20 protein-coding genes are annotated in these 17,941 nt (G+C 53.9%); 14 read left to right on the top strand and 6 right to left on the bottom strand.

The features are described 5' to 3' along the window. Positions 1-72: 72 nt before the first annotated feature. The 12 genes from blr (at position 73) to gstA (ending at position 10,367) form a co-directional block, all read left to right on the top strand. On the top strand, positions 73-198 hold the full coding sequence (gene blr, locus AAIR21_RS04425; RefSeq protein ID WP_168112406.1) for a division septum protein Blr: 126 nt from the start codon (positions 73-75) through the stop codon (positions 196-198). A 232-nt stretch (positions 199-430) separates the two neighbouring features. Beyond that, positions 431-646, top strand: coding sequence for a transcription modulator YdgT (gene ydgT, locus AAIR21_RS04430; protein ID WP_006174966.1), 216 nt, complete (start codon positions 431-433; stop codon positions 644-646). 86 nt (positions 647-732) lie between these two features. Beyond that, positions 733-1,173, top strand: a complete 441-nt coding sequence (locus AAIR21_RS04435; protein ID WP_025204344.1) for a DUF2569 domain-containing protein — start codon at positions 733-735, stop codon at positions 1,171-1,173. A gap of 76 nt (positions 1,174-1,249) precedes the next feature. Continuing rightward, positions 1,250-1,831 (top strand): electron transport complex subunit RsxA, encoded by a 582-nt coding sequence (gene rsxA, locus AAIR21_RS04440; protein WP_014169803.1) that lies wholly within the window; start codon positions 1,250-1,252, stop codon positions 1,829-1,831. Continuing rightward, the gene (gene rsxB, locus AAIR21_RS04445) at positions 1,831-2,409 is read left to right on the top strand and encodes an electron transport complex subunit RsxB (protein WP_014169802.1); all 579 of its coding nucleotides are present in this window, start codon (positions 1,831-1,833) and stop codon (positions 2,407-2,409) included. The genes rsxA and rsxB overlap by 1 nt, the downstream gene beginning before the upstream one ends. Next, positions 2,402-4,525, top strand: a complete 2,124-nt coding sequence (gene rsxC, locus AAIR21_RS04450; protein ID WP_431835352.1) for an electron transport complex subunit RsxC — start codon at positions 2,402-2,404, stop codon at positions 4,523-4,525. The genes rsxB and rsxC overlap by 8 nt, the downstream gene beginning before the upstream one ends. Next, positions 4,526-5,578, top strand: a complete 1,053-nt coding sequence (gene rsxD / locus AAIR21_RS04455) for an electron transport complex subunit RsxD (protein WP_014169800.1) — start codon at positions 4,526-4,528, stop codon at positions 5,576-5,578. Between the two features lie 10 nt (positions 5,579-5,588). Next, positions 5,589-6,209, top strand: coding sequence for an electron transport complex subunit RsxG (gene rsxG / locus AAIR21_RS04460; protein ID WP_020884325.1), 621 nt, complete (start codon positions 5,589-5,591; stop codon positions 6,207-6,209). 2 nt (positions 6,210-6,211) lie between these two features. Then, entirely contained in the window at positions 6,212-6,898 is a 687-nt protein-coding gene (locus AAIR21_RS04465) for an electron transport complex subunit E (protein ID WP_020884326.1), read from the top strand. Continuing rightward, entirely contained in the window at positions 6,895-7,530 is a 636-nt protein-coding gene (gene nth, locus AAIR21_RS04470; RefSeq protein WP_014169797.1) for an endonuclease III, read from the top strand. The genes AAIR21_RS04465 and nth overlap by 4 nt, the downstream gene beginning before the upstream one ends. A gap of 617 nt (positions 7,531-8,147) precedes the next feature. Then, positions 8,148-9,656, top strand: a complete 1,509-nt coding sequence (gene dtpA, locus AAIR21_RS04475) for a dipeptide/tripeptide permease DtpA (RefSeq protein ID WP_014169796.1) — start codon at positions 8,148-8,150, stop codon at positions 9,654-9,656. A 105-nt stretch (positions 9,657-9,761) separates the two neighbouring features. Continuing rightward, the gene (gstA, locus tag AAIR21_RS04480; RefSeq protein WP_014169795.1) at positions 9,762-10,367 is read left to right on the top strand and encodes a glutathione transferase GstA; all 606 of its coding nucleotides are present in this window, start codon (positions 9,762-9,764) and stop codon (positions 10,365-10,367) included. Positions 10,368-10,426: 59 nt separating this feature from the next. Here the strand turns inward: gstA and pdxY are convergent, their stop codons facing one another. From pdxY to anmK, 5 genes are all read right to left on the bottom strand, one after another. Then, on the bottom strand, positions 10,427-11,287 hold the full coding sequence (pdxY, locus tag AAIR21_RS04485; protein WP_138013773.1) for a pyridoxal kinase PdxY: 861 nt from the start codon (positions 11,285-11,287) through the stop codon (positions 10,427-10,429). Positions 11,288-11,352: 65 nt separating this feature from the next. Further along, complete coding sequence (gene tyrS / locus AAIR21_RS04490) at positions 11,353-12,627, bottom strand: tyrosine--tRNA ligase (RefSeq protein WP_020884327.1); 1,275 nt, start codon at positions 12,625-12,627, stop codon at positions 11,353-11,355. Positions 12,628-12,752: 125 nt separating this feature from the next. Further along, entirely contained in the window at positions 12,753-13,409 is a 657-nt protein-coding gene (gene pdxH / locus AAIR21_RS04495) for a pyridoxamine 5'-phosphate oxidase (protein WP_025204349.1), read from the bottom strand. A 57-nt stretch (positions 13,410-13,466) separates the two neighbouring features. Beyond that, a complete protein-coding gene (gene mliC, locus AAIR21_RS04500) occupies positions 13,467-13,790 on the bottom strand; it encodes a C-type lysozyme inhibitor (RefSeq protein ID WP_020884329.1) in 324 nt (107 codons plus the stop codon). 93 nt (positions 13,791-13,883) lie between these two features. Beyond that, positions 13,884-15,008, bottom strand: coding sequence for an anhydro-N-acetylmuramic acid kinase (gene anmK / locus AAIR21_RS04505; protein ID WP_079231116.1), 1,125 nt, complete (start codon positions 15,006-15,008; stop codon positions 13,884-13,886). A 255-nt stretch (positions 15,009-15,263) separates the two neighbouring features. Here anmK and slyB point away from each other — a divergent pair, with 255 nt between their 5' ends. Together slyB and AAIR21_RS04515 are read left to right on the top strand one after the other, a co-directional pair. After that, positions 15,264-15,731, top strand: a complete 468-nt coding sequence (gene slyB, locus AAIR21_RS04510; RefSeq protein WP_014169789.1) for an outer membrane lipoprotein SlyB — start codon at positions 15,264-15,266, stop codon at positions 15,729-15,731. 248 nt (positions 15,732-15,979) lie between these two features. Continuing rightward, on the top strand, positions 15,980-17,341 hold the full coding sequence (locus tag AAIR21_RS04515) for a sensor domain-containing diguanylate cyclase (protein WP_047744553.1): 1,362 nt from the start codon (positions 15,980-15,982) through the stop codon (positions 17,339-17,341). A gap of 35 nt (positions 17,342-17,376) precedes the next feature. Here AAIR21_RS04515 and slyA read toward each other — a convergent pair whose 3' ends face one another. Next, positions 17,377-17,817, bottom strand: coding sequence for a transcriptional regulator SlyA (gene slyA, locus AAIR21_RS04520; protein ID WP_014169785.1), 441 nt, complete (start codon positions 17,815-17,817; stop codon positions 17,377-17,379). Positions 17,818-17,941: the final 124 nt, after the last annotated feature.

The raw sequence follows: 17,941 nt of genomic DNA on the forward strand, positions 1-17,941 counted from the left end.
GGGGAAACGGCGCTGTAACATTTGCAACCTGTATTTATGGATAAATTACACGTACCAGTCATGACGTCAATTATTAATCGAATCATTGAATTAGCGGGATGGATTGTCCTTGGGGTATCGGTCATTTTGCTTGGCGTTGCCAGCCATATCGATAACTACCAGCCGCCGGAGCCTGTCACCGTCGCCCAACCTAAGTAACCGGTTACCGCAATAAAGAGTGACATAATATGTCAGTTACTTATTGCCAGCCCTGGTGAACACGGTTAACCTTCTCTTCCAGGCATCGTCTGATGCCTGTACTTTCAGCAAAGAAAACTCCTAATTTAGTCGCGTTATCTGAGTGGGCTGTTTACGTCTTTATTAATCCGTTTATTATTCGGACGAATTACCTTAACTGGTATTACTCACTTTTATATGGAAACTTATTAATATGACAGTTCAGGACTATTTATTAAAATTTCGCAAGATCAATTCGCTTGAGAGCCTGGAAAAACTGTTTGACCATCTGAACTACACGCTGTCGGATAATCAGGAAATCATCAATATGTATCGCGCCGCTGACCACCGCCGTGCGGAGCTGGTCTCCGGTGGCCGTTTGTTCAACGTCGGTGAAGTGCCTAAGTCTGTATGGCGCTACGTTTTATAAGAAAGTAGCCATCCGCGCGAAATGTTATATACTCTCCGCCCTGCAAACTGGCTGTACAACATTTCGCGCAGATTATGGGAGAGTTCATGACCGCAACGCCTGGAGAACGAATTGGAGGCTGGTTAATCGCCCCACTGGCATGGCTGCTGGTTGCCTTATTAAGCGCATCACTTGCGCTGCTGCTTTATACCACCGCACTGATTACACCTCATGCAATCCAGACCCTGATGTCGCAAAGTGTGCTTAATATTACGATGTGGTTTGTGTCGTTCGTTTTTGCGATCGGGATGTGGTACTACACGCTATGGCTGACCATTGCCTTCTTTAAGCGCCGTAAGGGTGTCCCTAAACACTACATTATCTGGCTGCTGATTTCGGTCCTGCTGGCGGTGAAAGCCTTTGCTTTTTCGCCAGTTTCTGATGCCCTGGCCGTTCGCCAGCTGCTTTTCCCGTTACTGGCCGCGGCGCTGCTGGTGCCCTATTTCAAACGTTCGACGCGGGTGAAGAACACCTTTGTGAACCCGTAATAACCTTACAGATAACCTGTTGTCGCCTGCGGTGGTTTGTCCGATAATAGGCGGCTTTTTTATTTCAGGCTAAATAATGACCGATTACTTACTGCTCTTTGTCGGCACTGTGCTGGTTAACAACTTCGTCCTGGTGAAGTTCCTTGGCCTGTGTCCATTTATGGGGGTTTCCAAAAAGCTGGAAACTGCGATGGGCATGGGGCTGGCCACCACCTTCGTGATGACGATGGCGTCTATCTGCGCGTGGTTGATTGATAACTGGATCCTCATCCCGCTGGATTTAATCTATCTGCGTACGCTGTCCTTTATTCTGGTCATCGCGGTGGTAGTGCAATTCACAGAAATGGTGGTGCGTAAAACCAGCCCGGCTCTCTATCGCCTGCTGGGTATCTTCCTGCCGCTGATTACCACCAACTGTGCAGTACTTGGCGTGGCGCTGCTGAACATCAACCTTGGGCATAACTTCATGCAATCGGCGCTGTACGGTTTTTCTGCCGCCGTCGGTTTCTCTCTGGTGATGGTGCTGTTCGCCTCGATTCGCGAGCGCCTGGCAGCAGCGGATATCCCTGCGCCATTCCGCGGTAACGCGATCGCCCTGGTGACAGCAGGTTTAATGTCTCTGGCCTTTATGGGCTTTAGTGGTCTGGTGAAGTTGTAATGAGTACTATCTGGATAGCCATCGCCTCTATCAGCGTGCTGGGGTTGGTGTTTGGCCTTATTCTGGGTTACGCCTCCCGCCGTTTCGCGGTAGAGGACGACCCTGTTGTAGAAAAAATCGATGAGCTTCTGCCGCAAAGCCAGTGCGGTCAGTGTGGCTATCCTGGCTGCCGTCCCTATGCCGAAGCGGTAGGCGTGCAGGGTGAAAAAATTAACCGCTGCGCACCCGGCGGTGAAGCGGTAATGCTGAAAATAGCCGCCCTGCTTAACGTTGACCCGCAACCTGTTGACGGCGATGAAGATGTGCAGGAGCCGGTTCGCGCCCTCGCCGTGATTGACGAAGCGAACTGCATCGGCTGCACAAAATGCATTCAGGCATGCCCTGTCGACGCCATCGTTGGCGCAACCCGTGCCATGCACACCGTCGTGGCGGATCTGTGCACCGGCTGTAACCTCTGCGTGGCACCCTGCCCGACGCAATGTATAACGTTGCGCCCGGTTGAACCGACTACCGAAAGCTGGAAGTGGGATCTTCAAACCATTCCGGTTCGCATCATTCCTGTGGAACAACATGCTTAAGTTATTTTCTGCTTTCAGAAAAGAGAAGATTTGGGACTTTGACGGTGGTATCCATCCACCTGAAATGAAAACCCAGTCCAACGGCACGCCGCTGCGCCAAATTCCGCTGGCGTCCCGTTACGTCATGCCGCTGAAACAGCATATCGGTGCTGAGGGTGAACTGTGCGTGAAAGAAGGCGATACCGTCCTTCGCGGCCAGCCGTTAACGTTCGGTCGCGGACGTATGCTGCCGGTCCACGCTCCGACGTCCGGTACAGTGGTGGCGATCGCCCCCCATACCGTAGCACACCCCTCTGCGCTCTCCGAACTGAGCGTCATTATTGAAGCCGACGGAGAAGACCGCTGGATAGAACGTGACGGCTGGAGCGACTACCGCAACCGGAGCCGCGAAGCGCTTATCGAGCGTATTCATCAATTCGGCGTTGCCGGCCTGGGCGGCGCAGGGTTCCCTACCGGCGTCAAACTGCACGGCGGCGGCGATAAAATTCAGACCCTGATCATCAATGCAGCGGAATGTGAACCCTACATCACCGCCGACGATCGTCTGATGCAGGACTGCGCCGCGCAGGTCGTGGAAGGGATCCGCATTCTTGCCCATATTCTGCAGCCACGCGAAGTGCTGATTGGCATTGAAGATAATAAGCCACAGGCTATTTCGATGCTGCGTGCCGTCCTCAACGGCAGCCACGATATCGGCCTGCGCGTTATCCCAACCAAGTACCCCTCTGGCGGTGCCAAACAGCTGACGCAAATTCTGACCGGCAAGCAGGTTCCGCATGGCGGACGCTCTTCGGACATCGGGGTGCTGATGCAAAACGTCGGGACAGCCTACGCCGTGAAACGTGCGGTGGTGGACGGTGAACCGCTGACCGAGCGCGTGGTTACGCTGACCGGTGAATCTGTCGCACGTCCGGGCAACGTCTGGGCGCGTCTGGGTACGCCGGTTCGTCATCTGCTGGAACAGGCTGATTTTTGCCCGGGCAGCGACCAGATGGTGATCATGGGTGGCCCGCTGATGGGCTTTACCCTGCCGTGGCTCGATGTCCCGGTAGTAAAAATCACAAACTGCCTGCTTGCCCCCTCCCCGACCGAAATGGGTGAAGAGCAGGAGGAGAAAGGCTGTATCCGCTGCAGCGCCTGTGCCGATGCCTGTCCGGCGGATTTACTTCCGCAACAATTGTACTGGTACAGCAAAGGTCAGCTGCACGATAAAGCGCAGGCCCATAACCTGGCCGACTGCATCGAATGCGGTGCCTGCGCCTGGGTCTGCCCAAGTAACATTCCTCTGGTGCAGTACTTCCGCCAGGAGAAGGCCGAGATTTATGCCATCTCCATGGAAGAGAAACGCGCAGCCGAAGCGAAAGCGCGTTTTGAAGCGCGTCAGGCGCGTCTGGAGCGTGAAAAACTGGCCCGTCAGGCGCGTCACAAACAGGCAGCAGTTCAGCCCGGCGAAAAAGACCAGGATGCGATTAATGCCGCACTGGCACGCGTGCGGGAGAAAAAAGCGACGGCAGCCCAGACCGTGGTGATCCCGGCCGGTGAAAAACCGGATAACAGCGAAGCGATTGCCGCCCGCGAAGCGCGTAAAGCGGCTGCGCGCGCCCGTCAGGCAGAAAAAGCACAGTCAGCCTCCTCTGACGCTGAGATCGATCCGCGTAAAGCCGCCGTTGAAGCCGCCATTGCCCGCGCCAAAGCCCGTAAGGCCGGCGAGCAAAACGTGGTAGTTGAACAAGAAGCGGAGGCCGTAGATCCCCGTAAAGCGGCTGTTGAAGCGGCGATCGCGCGCGCTAAAGCGCGCAAAGCAGCGGCGCAGACTGAAACTGCTACGCCTGAAGCCCCCGTCGACCCGCGTAAAGCGGCTGTCGAAGCCGCCATTGCCCGTGCCAAAGCGCGTAAAGCGGCGGCGCAGCCTGAAGCCGCTGAACCTGAAGCACCTGTCGACCCGCGTAAGGCGGCTGTTGAAGCCGCCATTGCCCGCGCCAAGGCCCGCAAAGCAGCACAGCAGGAAGAACAGCAGCCGGCCGCAAACGACGACCCACGTAAAGCCGCAGTCGCCGCCGCCATTGCGCGCGTTCAGGCGAAGAAAGCCGCACAGCAAGCAGTTAACGAGGATTAAATGGTTTTCAGAATCGCAAGTTCCCCTTACACCCATAATCAGCGCCAGACATCACGCATCATGATGCTGGTGTGCCTGGCGGCGCTGCCGGGCATTGCCGTTCAGTGCTGGTTTTTCGGCTGGGGAACGCTGTTCCAGATAGTGCTGGGTTGTGCCAGCGCCTTAGGGGCAGAAGCCCTGGTGCTTAAACTGCGTAAGCTGGCGGTTTCCCGCATCCTTGCCGATAACTCAGCACTGCTGACTGGCCTGTTGCTGGCAATCAGTATTCCACCGTTTGCTCCGTGGTGGATGGTGGTGCTCGGTACGGTGTTTGCAGTCATTATTGCCAAACAACTTTATGGTGGGCTGGGCCATAACCCGTTCAACCCGGCGATGATTGGCTACGTCGTACTGCTCATCTCCTTCCCGGTTCAGATGACCAGCTGGTTGCCGCCGCATGACATTGCCGCGACGGTACCCGGCTTTATGGATGCCCTGCACGTTATCTTTACCGGCCATACCGCGCTCGGTGCGGATATGAACGCGCTGCGTATGGGCGTGGATGGCATCAGCCAGGCCACACCACTCGATACGTTTAAAACCTCCCTGCATGCCGGGCACTCCGTCGATCAGATTATGAAATCTGCCATCTTCAGCGGCATGCTGGCGGGCGCGGGCTGGCAGTGGGTGAACCTTGCTTATTTGCTGGGCGGGCTGTTCCTGCTGCAGCAGAAAGCGATCCGCTGGCATATTCCGGTCAGCTTCCTCGTGACGCTGGCGGTCTGCGCCACACTGGGATGGGTGTTCTCGCCGGAATCGCTCGCCAGCCCACAGATGCATCTGCTCTCGGGGGCAACCATGCTGGGTGCGTTCTTTATCCTGACCGATCCGGTAACGGCATCTACCACGAACCGTGGCCGCCTGATCTTCGGTGCACTGGCCGGCTTGCTGGTGTGGCTCATCCGCAGCTTTGGCGGTTACCCGGACGGTGTGGCATTCGCGGTTCTGCTTGCAAACATCACCGTTCCGCTCATCGACTACTACACGCGTCCGCGCGTGTACGGCCACCGTTAAGGGTTTCGCGATGCTGAAAACAATGCAAAAACACGGCGTCACGCTGGCCATTTTCGCCGCGGTCCTCACCGGACTGACGGCCCTGGTGAACAACCTGACCAAATCGACCATCGACGAACAGGCGGTGAAGCAGCAAAAAGCCCTGTTCGATCAGGTGATCCCCCCTGATTTCTACGATAATGACCTGCAGAAAAGTTGCTTCGTGGTCCAGGCACCTCAGTTAGGCAAAGGCCCGCACCGCGTCTTTATTGCCCGTAAGGGGGATAACGCGGTAGGCGCGGTAATGGAAGCGACGGCGCCCGATGGCTACTCCGGGGCGATTCAACTGCTGGTCGGCAGCGATTTCTCCGGTACCGTGTTGGGTACGCGCGTGACGGAACATCATGAGACGCCAGGCCTGGGGGATAAAATTGAAACCCGTCTGAGCGACTGGATTTTGCATTTTGCCGGAAAAGTGATCCACGGCGAAGCGGATCCTGCATTTGCTGTGAAAAAGGATGGCGGCGAGTTTGACCAGTTCACGGGGGCAACCATTACCCCACGGGCCGTGGTCAATGCCGTAAAACGAGCCGGGCTGTATGCGGAAACGCTGCCCGCGCAGATGAACAATCTTCCGGCCTGTGAGGAGTAATCATGAGCCAGGTTAAAGAGGTTATCGTCCAGGGATTGTGGAAAAACAACTCCGCGCTGGTACAGCTGCTGGGGATGTGTCCGCTGCTGGCAGTGACATCCACCGCCACCAACGCGCTGGGTCTGGGGCTGGCAACCACGCTGGTTCTCACCCTGACCAATCTGTCCATCTCTGCCCTGCGCCGCTGGACGCCATCGGAAATCCGTATTCCGATTTACGTCATGATCATCGCGTCGGTGGTGAGTATCGTCCAGATGCTGATTAACGCTTATGCGTTCGGTCTGTATCAGTCGCTCGGGATCTTTATTCCCCTCATCGTAACCAACTGTATTGTGGTCGGGCGCGCGGAAGCTTTTGCCGTAAAAAACAGCCCGGCGATGTCGGCTCTGGATGGTTTCTCTATTGGTATGGGGGCAACCGGTGCCATGTTCGTGCTCGGCTCAATGCGTGAGATCCTGGGTAACGGAACGCTGTTTGATGGCGCAGATGCGCTGCTCGGCGGCTGGGCTAAAGCGCTGCGCATCGAAGTCTTCCACACCGATACGCCGTTCCTGCTGGCCATGCTGCCGCCAGGCGCGTTTATTGGCCTCGGCATGATGCTGGCGATAAAATACCTGATTGATGAAAAACGTAAGCGTCGCGCGGCTGAGCGCAGCGTACAGGAAGGGATACCCGAGAAGGCCTCATGAATAAAGAAAAGCGCATTGCGATCCTGACCCGTCTGCGGGATGAGAACCCACACCCGACGACGGAGCTGAATTTTAACTCCCCGTTCGAGCTGTTGATCGCCGTGCTGCTCTCTGCGCAGGCTACCGACGTGAGCGTTAATAAGGCGACCGCCCTGCTTTATCCGGTCGCCAACACGCCAAAAGCGATGCTGGAACTGGGCGTGGACGGGGTGAAGTCCTATATCAAAACCATTGGACTCTTTAACAGCAAGGCTGAGAACGTGATCAAAACCTGCCGGATCCTGCTGGAACAGCATGGGGGTGAAGTGCCGGAAGATCGCGCCGCGCTGGAAGCATTACCCGGCGTGGGACGTAAGACTGCGAATGTGGTACTTAACACCGCGTTTGGCTGGCCGACTATCGCCGTTGATACCCATATTTTCCGCGTCTCTAACCGCACTAACTTCGCACCGGGCAAGAATGTCGAGCAGGTTGAAGAGAAACTGCTAAAGGTGGTTCCCGCCGAATTTAAGGTGGATTGCCATCACTGGCTCATTCTCCATGGCCGTTATACCTGTATTGCCCGTAAGCCTCGCTGTGGCTCCTGTATTATCGAAGATCTTTGCGAGTACAAAGAGAAAGTGTATCCCTGATATCTTCCACTTTTCGTTTTATGTCGCAACGGCAATTCCTTACCAAAAGAGGGTCTACCAGAAGACCTTCTTTTGACCATAATTTATCCGCCTTCATTACCGCTTCCCTTATCACTTGTTCGAGCCTTTAACGCTCAAACAGGTTAATACTTTTTTCATAGCCGAAAATTTCTATACATCTGTGATCAAGATCACCCTGATAACTTCGTGTTGAATTTTTGTTGTTAAAAGCGGCGTACACCCTTTGCCAGACAAGATCAAACTCATCATGAGCAACACATAAGACCAGCTATTTTTCAGAATATGGGCTATATCACTGCAATAAACCTCAAATAGCAGAACATATCGCCATTGAGGGCAAAATACGGGTGAATGCCAGTCAAAAAAACTCCCTTTACAGATCGTATGAAATTTAACGCTGAATAACATTTGTATGAACCGCCGATTATAGCGGCCCAGTTATATGTAACAGATTATTACAAACGTATTGCCAGACGGTGCAGGATAGTGAACATTACCCGCCGTTTCTCCTCCCAATATAACTATAAGGCGGATGGACTACGGCCATCACGCGATGAACACCCCCGTTAATATGGGATGTAAAAAAAGAGGTATATGTGTCGACTGCAAACAATAAACCAACAGATGAAAGCGTAAGTCTTAACGCTTTTAAACAACCTAAAGCGTTCTATCTCATCTTCTCTATCGAGTTATGGGAACGTTTTGGTTATTACGGCCTGCAAGGGATCATGGCGGTTTACCTGGTAAAACAGCTGGGTATGTCCGAAGCAGATTCCATTACGCTGTTCTCCTCTTTCAGTGCCCTGGTGTACGGTCTGGTCGCTATCGGCGGCTGGCTGGGTGATAAAGTCCTCGGGACTAAACGTGTCATTATGCTGGGTGCGATTGTCCTGGCCGTTGGCTATGCACTGGTTGCATGGTCTGGTCACGATGCCGCTGTGGTGTATATGGGTATGGCGACTATCGCCGTCGGTAACGGTCTGTTCAAAGCGAACCCGTCTTCCCTGCTCTCTACCTGTTACAACAAAGATGACCCGCGTCTGGACGGTGCATTCACCATGTACTACATGTCCGTGAACATCGGTTCCTTTTTCTCCATGCTGGCAACCCCGTGGCTGGCCGCTAAATTCGGCTGGAGCGTTGCGTTCTCCCTGTCCGTTGTCGGTATGCTGATCACCGTGGTTAACTTTGCCTTCTGCAAACGCTGGGTGAAAGACTACGGCTCCAAACCAGACTTCGAACCGGTTCACATCGGCAAACTGCTGGCGACCATTGTCGGCGTGGTGATCCTCGCGGCAATCGCGACCTGGCTGCTGCATAACCAGGGCATCGCGCGTGCCGTTCTGGGTGTGGTTGCGCTGGGTATCGTGATCATCTTCGCGAAAGAAGCCTTCGCCATGCAGGGTGCCGCTCGTCGTAAGATGATTGTGGCCTTCATTCTGATGCTGGAAGCGATTATCTTCTTCGTTCTGTACAGCCAGATGCCAACGTCTCTGAACTTCTTCGCTATCCGTAACGTTGAACACTCAATCCTGGGTATCGCGTTCGAGCCGGAACAGTATCAGGCCCTGAACCCGTTCTGGATCATGATTGGTAGCCCGATTCTGGCTGCTATCTATAACAAGATGGGCGACCGTCTGCCGATGCCGCACAAATTTGCTATCGGTATGCTGCTGTGTTCTGGCGCATTCCTGGTACTGCCGCTGGGTACGAAATTTGCGACTGACGCCGGTATCGTCTCCGTTAACTGGCTGATCCTGAGCTACGCGCTGCAGTCTATCGGTGAACTGATGATCTCCGGTCTGGGTCTGGCGATGGTTGCACAACTGGTTCCTCAGCGTCTGATGGGCTTCATCATGGGTAGCTGGTTCCTGACCACTGCGGGTGCCGCCATCATCGCAGGTAAAATTGCAAACCTGATGGCCGTGCCGGATAACGTGACTGACCCACTGGTCTCTCTGAACGTCTACGGTACCGTGTTCATGCAGATTGGTATTGCTACTGCGGTTATCGCGGTTCTGATGATGCTGACTGCGCCGAAACTGAATCGCATGACTCAGGACGACGACAAGACGGCGAAAGCGACCGAAACCGCTACCGCATAATGTCACTGAGAAACGACTGAACAGAAGCCGCTAATGTATTAGCGGCTTTTTTTTTACCCGTTCGCGCACTAACATAGCTGAAACCTCAGCAAAAAGGAGTTACCGATGAAACTGTTCTACAAACCGGGCGCGTGCTCTCTTGCTTCCCACATTACCCTGCGCGAGAGCGGCAAAGATTTCACGCTGGATGGCGTTGACCTGATGAAAAAACGCCTGGAAAACGGCGATGATTTTTTTGCTATTAACCCGAAGGGACAAGTTCCGGCTCTGCTGCTGGATGACGGTACCCTACTGACCGAAGGCGTGGCGATTATGCAATTCCTCGCCGATAGCGTGCCCGACAGGCAATTGCTGGCACCGGTAAGCACGGTTTCTCGCTACAAAACGCTGGAGTGGATGAACTACATTGCGACCGAGCTGCACAAAGGCTTTACCCCGCTGTTCCGTCCGGAGACGCCGGAAGAGTACAAACCGACCGTACGTGCTCAGCTGGAGAAAAAACTGCAGTACGTTAACGCATCGCTGAAAGACGATCAGTGGATTGGAGGCGCGCGTTTTACAATTGCTGATGCCTATCTGTTCACCGTGCTGCGCTGGGCGCGGGCCATTAAGCTCAACATGGACGGGCTGGACCACATTGCATCGTACATGGATCGCGTAGCCGCGCGTCCTGCGGTGGCTGCAGCGCTTAAAGCAGAAGGGTTGAACTGACCGGCGCACTGTATTGCCGGGTGGCGCTGTCGCTACCCGGCTGACAGGAATGTGAACCGTTATAACCGGGTCGCGCTGAAGTAATGCTCCGGTTTCGCGATACGATCCTGTGCCGCGACCACCTGCAGTTCATACTCCTGCATCTCTTTCGTCGCCTTCATGATTTCGTACACCGCAGCAGTCACATGCTCAAGCGCATCCCGCAGCGTGGCCCCCTGAAGTAATTTCACCAGCAGCAAACCGCTTGTCACATCACCGACACCCACCGGCTGACGCATGCCGAAGTCCACCAGCGGACGGCTGATATGCCAGGCTTCGTCTTTCGTCACCAGCAGCATCTCAAAACGGTCCCTGCTCAGCCCTGCGCGCGCGAGATGTTTCACCAGGACAATCTCCGGCCCCTGGGCTATTAGCTCGCGAGAAGCGCTTACCGCCTCTTCTACGCTATTCACCGGATGCTCGCAGAGAATTTCCAGCTCAATCAGGTTCGGCGCAATAATATCGCTGGCCGGCAGCGCGTGACGCACATGGAATTCAGCCACGCCGGGGGCCACGATACAGCCTTTCTCCGGATGCCCCATAACAGGATCACAAAAGTATTTCGCCGCCGGGTTTGCCGCTTTCACCTGGTGGACAATGCCCAGGATATGCTCTCCCTGCTCTGCCGAACCGAGATATCCGCTCAGTATCGCATCACAGCGTTTTAGCTGATCGATATTGGCAATGCCCTGCACAATGTCGGTGAGGTGCGAAGGCGGCATCACGCAGCCGGTCCATTGACCGTATTGTGTATGGTTTGAGAACTGCACGGTATTGAGGGGCCAGACGTTGGCACCGAGGCGGCGCATCGGAAATTCCGCGGCGCTGTTGCCAGCATGCCCAAAGACAACGTGGGACTGAATGGCGAGGATGTTCTTCATTTTTACTTACCAAAGCCTGAAAAAACAAAAGGGGCGTGGTTTCCCACGCCCCTGGATACTTTTAATTATTTCCAGCAGACCAGACAGTAGTTTTTCTTACCGCGACGCAGAAGCGTGTAGCGGCCATACAGACGATCGCTGTCAGCGAAGGTGTATTCCGGGTCGGCCTGTTTTTCACCGTTAATGGTGATAGCGTTCGAGGCGATGGTTTTACGCGCCTGACCGCGGGATGGCTGCAGCTCGGAGTCCACCAGCGCCTGCATCAGGTCGGCACCTTTTTCCATCTCAACCATCGGCACGCCATCCTGCGCCAGCTGTTCGAAGTCCGCTTCGCTCAGATCGCTCAGCGTCCCATTGAACAGGCTTGCAGTAATGCGTTTTGCCGCGGCCAGACCTTCTTCACCGTGAACCAGTTTGGTCACTTCATCAGCCAGTACGTACTGAGCGCGTGGCGCTTTACCGCTGTTTTTGTCCTCTTCTTCCAGAGCATTGATCGTCTCAATGTCCATAAAGGTGAAGAACTTCAGGAAGCGATAAACATCGGCATCCGCCGTGTTAATCCAGAACTGGTAGAATTTGTACGGGCTGGTTTTCTTCGGATCAAGCCATACCGCGCCGCCTTCGGTTTTGCCAAATTTGGTGCCGTCGGCTTTGGTGATCAGTGGAACGGTCAGACCGAAGACCTGGTTCTGGTGCAGACGACGCGTCAGATCGATACCCGACGTGATGTTGCCCCACTGGTCAGAGCCGCCAATCTGCAGGCAGACGCCGTGCAGTTTATTCAGGCAGGCAAAGTCATAACCCTGCAGCAGGTTGTAGGAGAACTCGGTAAAGGAGATGCCCTGGTCGTCACGGTTCAGACGCTGCTTCACCGCTTCTTTGTTAATCATCTGGTTAACAGAGAAGTGTTTGCCAATGTCGCGCAGGAAGGTCAGCACGTTCATGCCGCCAAACCAGTCATAGTTGTTGGCCGCAATCGCAGAGTTGTCACCGCAGTTAAAGTCGAGGAAAGGCGCAACCTGTTTGCGGATCTTATCCACCCACTCCTGCACGGTGTCTTCGGTGTTCAGTTTACGCTCGGCAGCTTTGAAGCTTGGGTCGCCAATCAGACCGGTCGCGCCGCCAACCAGTGCGACCGGCTTGTGGCCCGCCATCTGGAAGCGTTTCAGGCATAACAATGGAACAAGATGCCCCAAATGCAAGCTGTCAGCGGTAGGATCGAAGCCGCAATAGAGCGCGATCGGGCCTTGCGCCAGTCGCTCTGCTAACGCTTCCTCGTCCGTCACCTGAGCCACAAGGCCCCGCTCTTGCAATTGTTTAATCAAGTTACTGCTTGCCATCAAATTCTCCATGTATAAACGACTGCACCTTTGCCGGTACACGACTTTTCGCCTGATGCGAAAGGTACATAGAATAAAGCGCAAGCGCGGCCTGCGCTAGCGCTTAAATCAACAAATTTCGGCGATTACGGTGCCAGCCTGTCGATTTTCCAGCCGCCATTTTCACGCTGGTATAAAAAGCGGTCATGCAGACGGTGTTCGCCGCCCTGCCAGAATTCCATCTGCTCGATCGGAATGCGGAAGCCCCCCCAGAAACTGGGCAACGGAACTTCGCCCTGCTGGAATTTCTGCTTCAGTTCGAGGAATTTGCTTTCAAGCACGCCACGCGCCGAAATACGGCTGGACTGTTTTGAGACCCAGGCACCAATCTGGCTGTCACGCGGACGGCTGTGGAAATACTTCACCACTTCCAGCGTGGAGAGACGCTCTGCTTTGCCGGTGACCATCACCTGACGCTCCAGCATATGCCACGGGAACAGCAGGCTGATACGAGGATTGTTTTCTAAATGGTGTGCCTTACGACTGCCCAGGTTGGTGTAAAACACCAGGCCTTTCTCGTCATAATGTTTGAGCAGGACGATACGCTGATACGGTTGACCGTTTTCATCTACCGTTGCGACAACCATTGCCGTTGGGTCGGCGAGTTTCGCTTCGCAGGCCTGTTTCAGCCAGCGTTCAAAAAGCACGAGGGGTTCGGCGGGAAGATCCTGGCGACGCAGGCCGCCTTTGGTGTATTCACGGCGCAGATGCGCAATTTGCTGCAGTTCGTCGTTATCTGACATGGCGTTAGCTGACATTGACATTGGGTGGCGCTATTGTGCGCCGCCCCTGTAAAAATCTCAACGCTTCGGATTTTCGAGCTGGCAATTGTTCAGCACAATACGGTCGCGTTTGTAGACGGTGGCACTGTCGCCTTTCGACCAGAAGACATAAATTCCGTCCGTGTAGCGTGCGCCGGAGGCAGAAATGCCCTGCTTGAGGGTGAGCAATTTGTTGTCGTAGACAAAACTGGCTTCCTGACGCGGATTGTTCAGCTTAACGGTCAGCGGTTTTTCATCACAGCGATACTCCAGGGTATCGGTCTGCATGCGATCAAGGAACTGGTTGTAGACGCTGCATCCTGACAGCAATAAAGGCGCGGCAATAAGAAGAAGTTTTTTCATGGGCGTATTCCGAAGACTTTCCTGGTCCTGGAGGGCATGGCTGCCCTCCTGTTTCATTCCATTCTAACGACCACACGCCGCGCTGAATTTCAGTTAACTCTGATTATGACGTGGATTCGCCGGGAAAATGGCCCCGAGGACGCTGGCCTCACGTGCGCCAGTCACCGACGGCAAATTGCCCGGCAGCCCGGCAATGGTGCGCCAGGCAAGCCAGGCAAAGGCCAGCGCTTCCATATCATCGCCGCTGATGCCGGCTTCATCGGTGGTCGTCACCTCGGTACCCGGCAATAACCCGGCAAGACGTGCCATCACCAACGGGTTACGACTGCCGCCGCCGCACACCAGCAGGCGTTCGCATCCACCGCTGAGAAGAACCTGTTCCGATATCGAAACTGCCGTTAACTCGGCGAGCGTCGCCTGGACATCCTGCGGTGCAAGCGCCGGGAACTGCGCCAGCTGACGTTCGAGCCAGCCATAGTTGAAATATTCGCGCCCCGTGCTTTTGGGCGCCGGTAAAGCGAAGTACGGATCGCTTAGCATGGACTGCAACAGCGGGATGATCACTTTGCCTTCGCTGGCCCACTGCGCGTCTTTATCATACGCCTGACCACGCTGACGCCAGATCCAGGCATCCATCAGCATGTTACCCGGGCCGGTGTCATAGCCGCGTACGGGTTGATCCGGGATAAGCAGAGACAGGTTGGCGATACCGCCAATGTTCAGCACCATTCGGCGCTCTGTCGGATGGGTCAACAATGCCTGATGAAAAGCGGGCACCAGCGGCGCGCCCTGCCCGCCAAGCGCAATATCGCGACGCCGAAAATCACCGACTACGGTCACGCCCGTCTTCGCCACAATCTGGTTGTTGTCGCCGATTTGCAGGGTATGCGGTGCATCGCCGACCGGCTCATGCCAGACCGTTTGTCCGTGACAGCCGATGGCGACGACATCCTGCGGGCGAAGCTTTTCTTTATGCATCAGAGCCAGTACCGCATCGGCAAACAGCGCCCCCAGCCGCACATCAAGCTGACCAAACTGAGAAAGCGTCAGTTGCTGCCCCTGACAGACACTGAGAATGTCCTCTTTCAGCGCCAGGGGGATAGGCCAGGTCAGGCTCGCCTGCTGTGCCACCATGTTTTCATCAATAGCGGCCAGAACGACGTCTACGCCATCCAGACTGGTACCCGACATCACACCAATGTAGCGACCCGATTTCATGCGCTTTCCTTACGTTGCGTGGGCTAATGCTCTCCACTCAACCATAAACAGCGCCGCTTTGCTATCCGGCGATAATATTTTTTAACAATCTCAAACAGGTGACCTGCCGGGTGCCCGTTTATGTCTCGTTAAGTTAAATTCAAGTACAATTTTCTTATTGTTAGTGCAAAGATATGAACTATGGCCCCTTATGCCATATAATTTAGCCATAACGGATGCCCGCCATCGGGCGTTTTTGGTGAACAGGAGATTCAAATGATTTTACGTGTACTGGGCGTTTCGCTGATCGGTTTAACCCTTGCAGGCTGTGTGAATGACAGTTCACTTTCTGGCGACGTGTACAGCGCTTCTGAAGCCAAACAGGTTCAGAGCGTCACTTACGGTACCGTTGTTAACGCACGCCCTGTACAAATTCAGGGTGGCGATGACAGCAACGTGATGGGTGCCATCGGCGGTGCTGTGCTGGGTGGCTTCCTCGGTAATACCGTAGGCGGTGGCACGGGTCGTTCGCTGGCCACGGCAGCAGGTGCCGTTGCGGGTGGTGTTGCAGGCCAGGGCGTTCAGGGTGCAATGAACAAAAGCCAGGGCGTAGAACTGGAAATCCGTAAAGATGACGGCAGCACCATCATGGTAGTACAGAAACAAGGTAATACCCGTTTCTCTGCTGGCCAGCGCGTTGTTCTGGCGAGCAACGGAAGCCAGGTCACCGTTTCTCCACGCTAATTCAAACTGGATGTGGTCATCAGACCACATCCATTTAACAAATCCATTTAACAAATCCGTTTAGCGAAGCCAGTAAACAAATCTATTTACATATAATATAATTATCAGCAATATATTTACAAAAAACATTCCCGCCATGAATCATTAAGCGCGGTATATCTTGTTCCTGCGCAAAGTATTTACTCTCCACGCCTGTTACTCTCTTTCTTACTTTACATTTTTTAATTTTATTATTCCGTCAAATCCCTATGCTTGCACTACAACGATATTTTAAAAACCCTTATATTACATTCTGTTTTGGATGCATCGTCGTCGTTGGAATATTACAAGGTCTCTTTGTAAAACTGGTCGAATTAGTCCCTTCATTCTCACCGCTGCTATTCCCGACACTTACCATATTTTTGCTGGTATTCCACCTGTTTATTGCCTGCTTCATGGTCATGAAATACTGGTGCGACAGACGGCGGTTGTACCTTATCGCCCTCGCCTCGGCCTTTGCCGGGTCGACGATGCTGATGGCCGGTACCCTGTCCAGCTTCCCGTCATGGCTGGATCTCTATCAGTTCAATGTTGTCGACTATAACGACGCCATGATCTTCTTTATGTTCCGTCATATTCTTATGGCGGTGCTGATAATAGTCTCAGCCTTGCTCTATTCTATTCGGGATTATCCCCTTTCACGCCCCGCGCATATTGCCGTGGTTATCGGTACAATGCTGTTTACGGTTTCTATGGTCGCCCTGGCCTGGTTCTGCTCCAGCCACTCGGCACTGATAACGCTGGATCTGGTGGATAATGAAACCCGGCAATTTATGGTTCTCTGGAGCCAGGTCATAAATATCTTTTTGATTCTTCTCTGGGTTGTGGCATTAGCAACGTTAATGACGATTACCCGGGTGCGGAATCTTTTTTGGGTTGGCGGTAATTTCTTATGTGTTTGTTATGTCCTGACGCTCTCATTACTGTTAGCCGGCGGGCATGCTGAGGACACGTCCTGGTATCACGCTCGCTTATTCGAAACCGTGGCGACGCTGATGATTATTTTTGTCCTGCTGTACGACGTCTTTAACCTGTATCGCGACTCGCACATAAAGTATCAGCAGTCTTATCAGAACTCGATCCGCGACCCGCTGACGCGCCTCTACAACCGCAGTTATTTTTACGACGCCTTAAATCAGGCACTCAGCATCAGCAAAGCCAACCACCCTGTGTCGGTTATCGTCAGCGATCTCGACCGTTTTAAGCGCATCAACGACTGCTACGGCCATCTGCAGGGAGACAAAGTATTGCAGTTTGTCGCCAACCTGCTGATGGATTCCGTCCGCCCGCAGGACATCGCGGCACGTATTGGTGGGGAAGAATTTGTCCTGATGCTGACCAATACTTCGTCGGAAGCAGCGTACCAGGTGGCTGAACGCATACGGCTAAAGCTGAGCAGTTTTGATAAGGTCAGCAGCGGGGGTCAGTTACCTGAATCCATCACGATTAGCATGGGGGTGTTTACCGCCACCTCTCCGACGACGACCGCTGAAGCGTGCGTGGAGAATGCTGACAAGGCGATGTATGAAGCGAAAGAGACCGGGCGTAACCGTGTCGTTGTGTCGAGGTAAAAAAGGCCTTGCTGCTGCAAGGCCTTGTGATGGTGTCAGTCGCGTGACTGCAGCTCATGGATGTTCTGCTCGAGGCGTCCAATGAGGCTGATGAGCAGTTCAAGCTCTGCGGGTGAAACCCCGGAAAGGATTTCGCCGCGCGTTTTGGTGATAACGGCTTCCATTTCAGTAATGATAGGGGCCGCTTTCTCAGTGAGCTTAATCCGCTTAGCGCGACGATCGCTGGCGCAGGTTTGCCGGGAGATGAGTCCTTTCTCTTCCAGTTGGTCAAGCGTACGTACCAGTGACGGTTGCTCAATGCCGATCGCTTTTGCCAGTTGAATTTGTGACTGGTCGGGTGGCAGCTGATGAATGTTATGCAGCGTGACCCAGTGCGTCTGTGTCAATTCCAGAGGTTTCAGGCGATGGTCAATCAGAGCACGCCAGACGCGTACCAACCTTGCCAGATCAGAACCTAATGGCGATTCCAATTTCATCTCCTTATAATTAGCTTGCTAAGTTATTATACTGATTTTAGAATAGTGTGCAGCATTTGTATTGGCAAAACAAATGCAATACTGCATTCATCGAACTTAAAAGGATGACTTACACTGAATTGTG

It is taken from the genome of Enterobacter sp. PTB (assembly GCF_051130085.1).
GTDB classification, from domain to species: Bacteria; Pseudomonadota; Gammaproteobacteria; order Enterobacterales; family Enterobacteriaceae; genus Enterobacter; species Enterobacter ludwigii.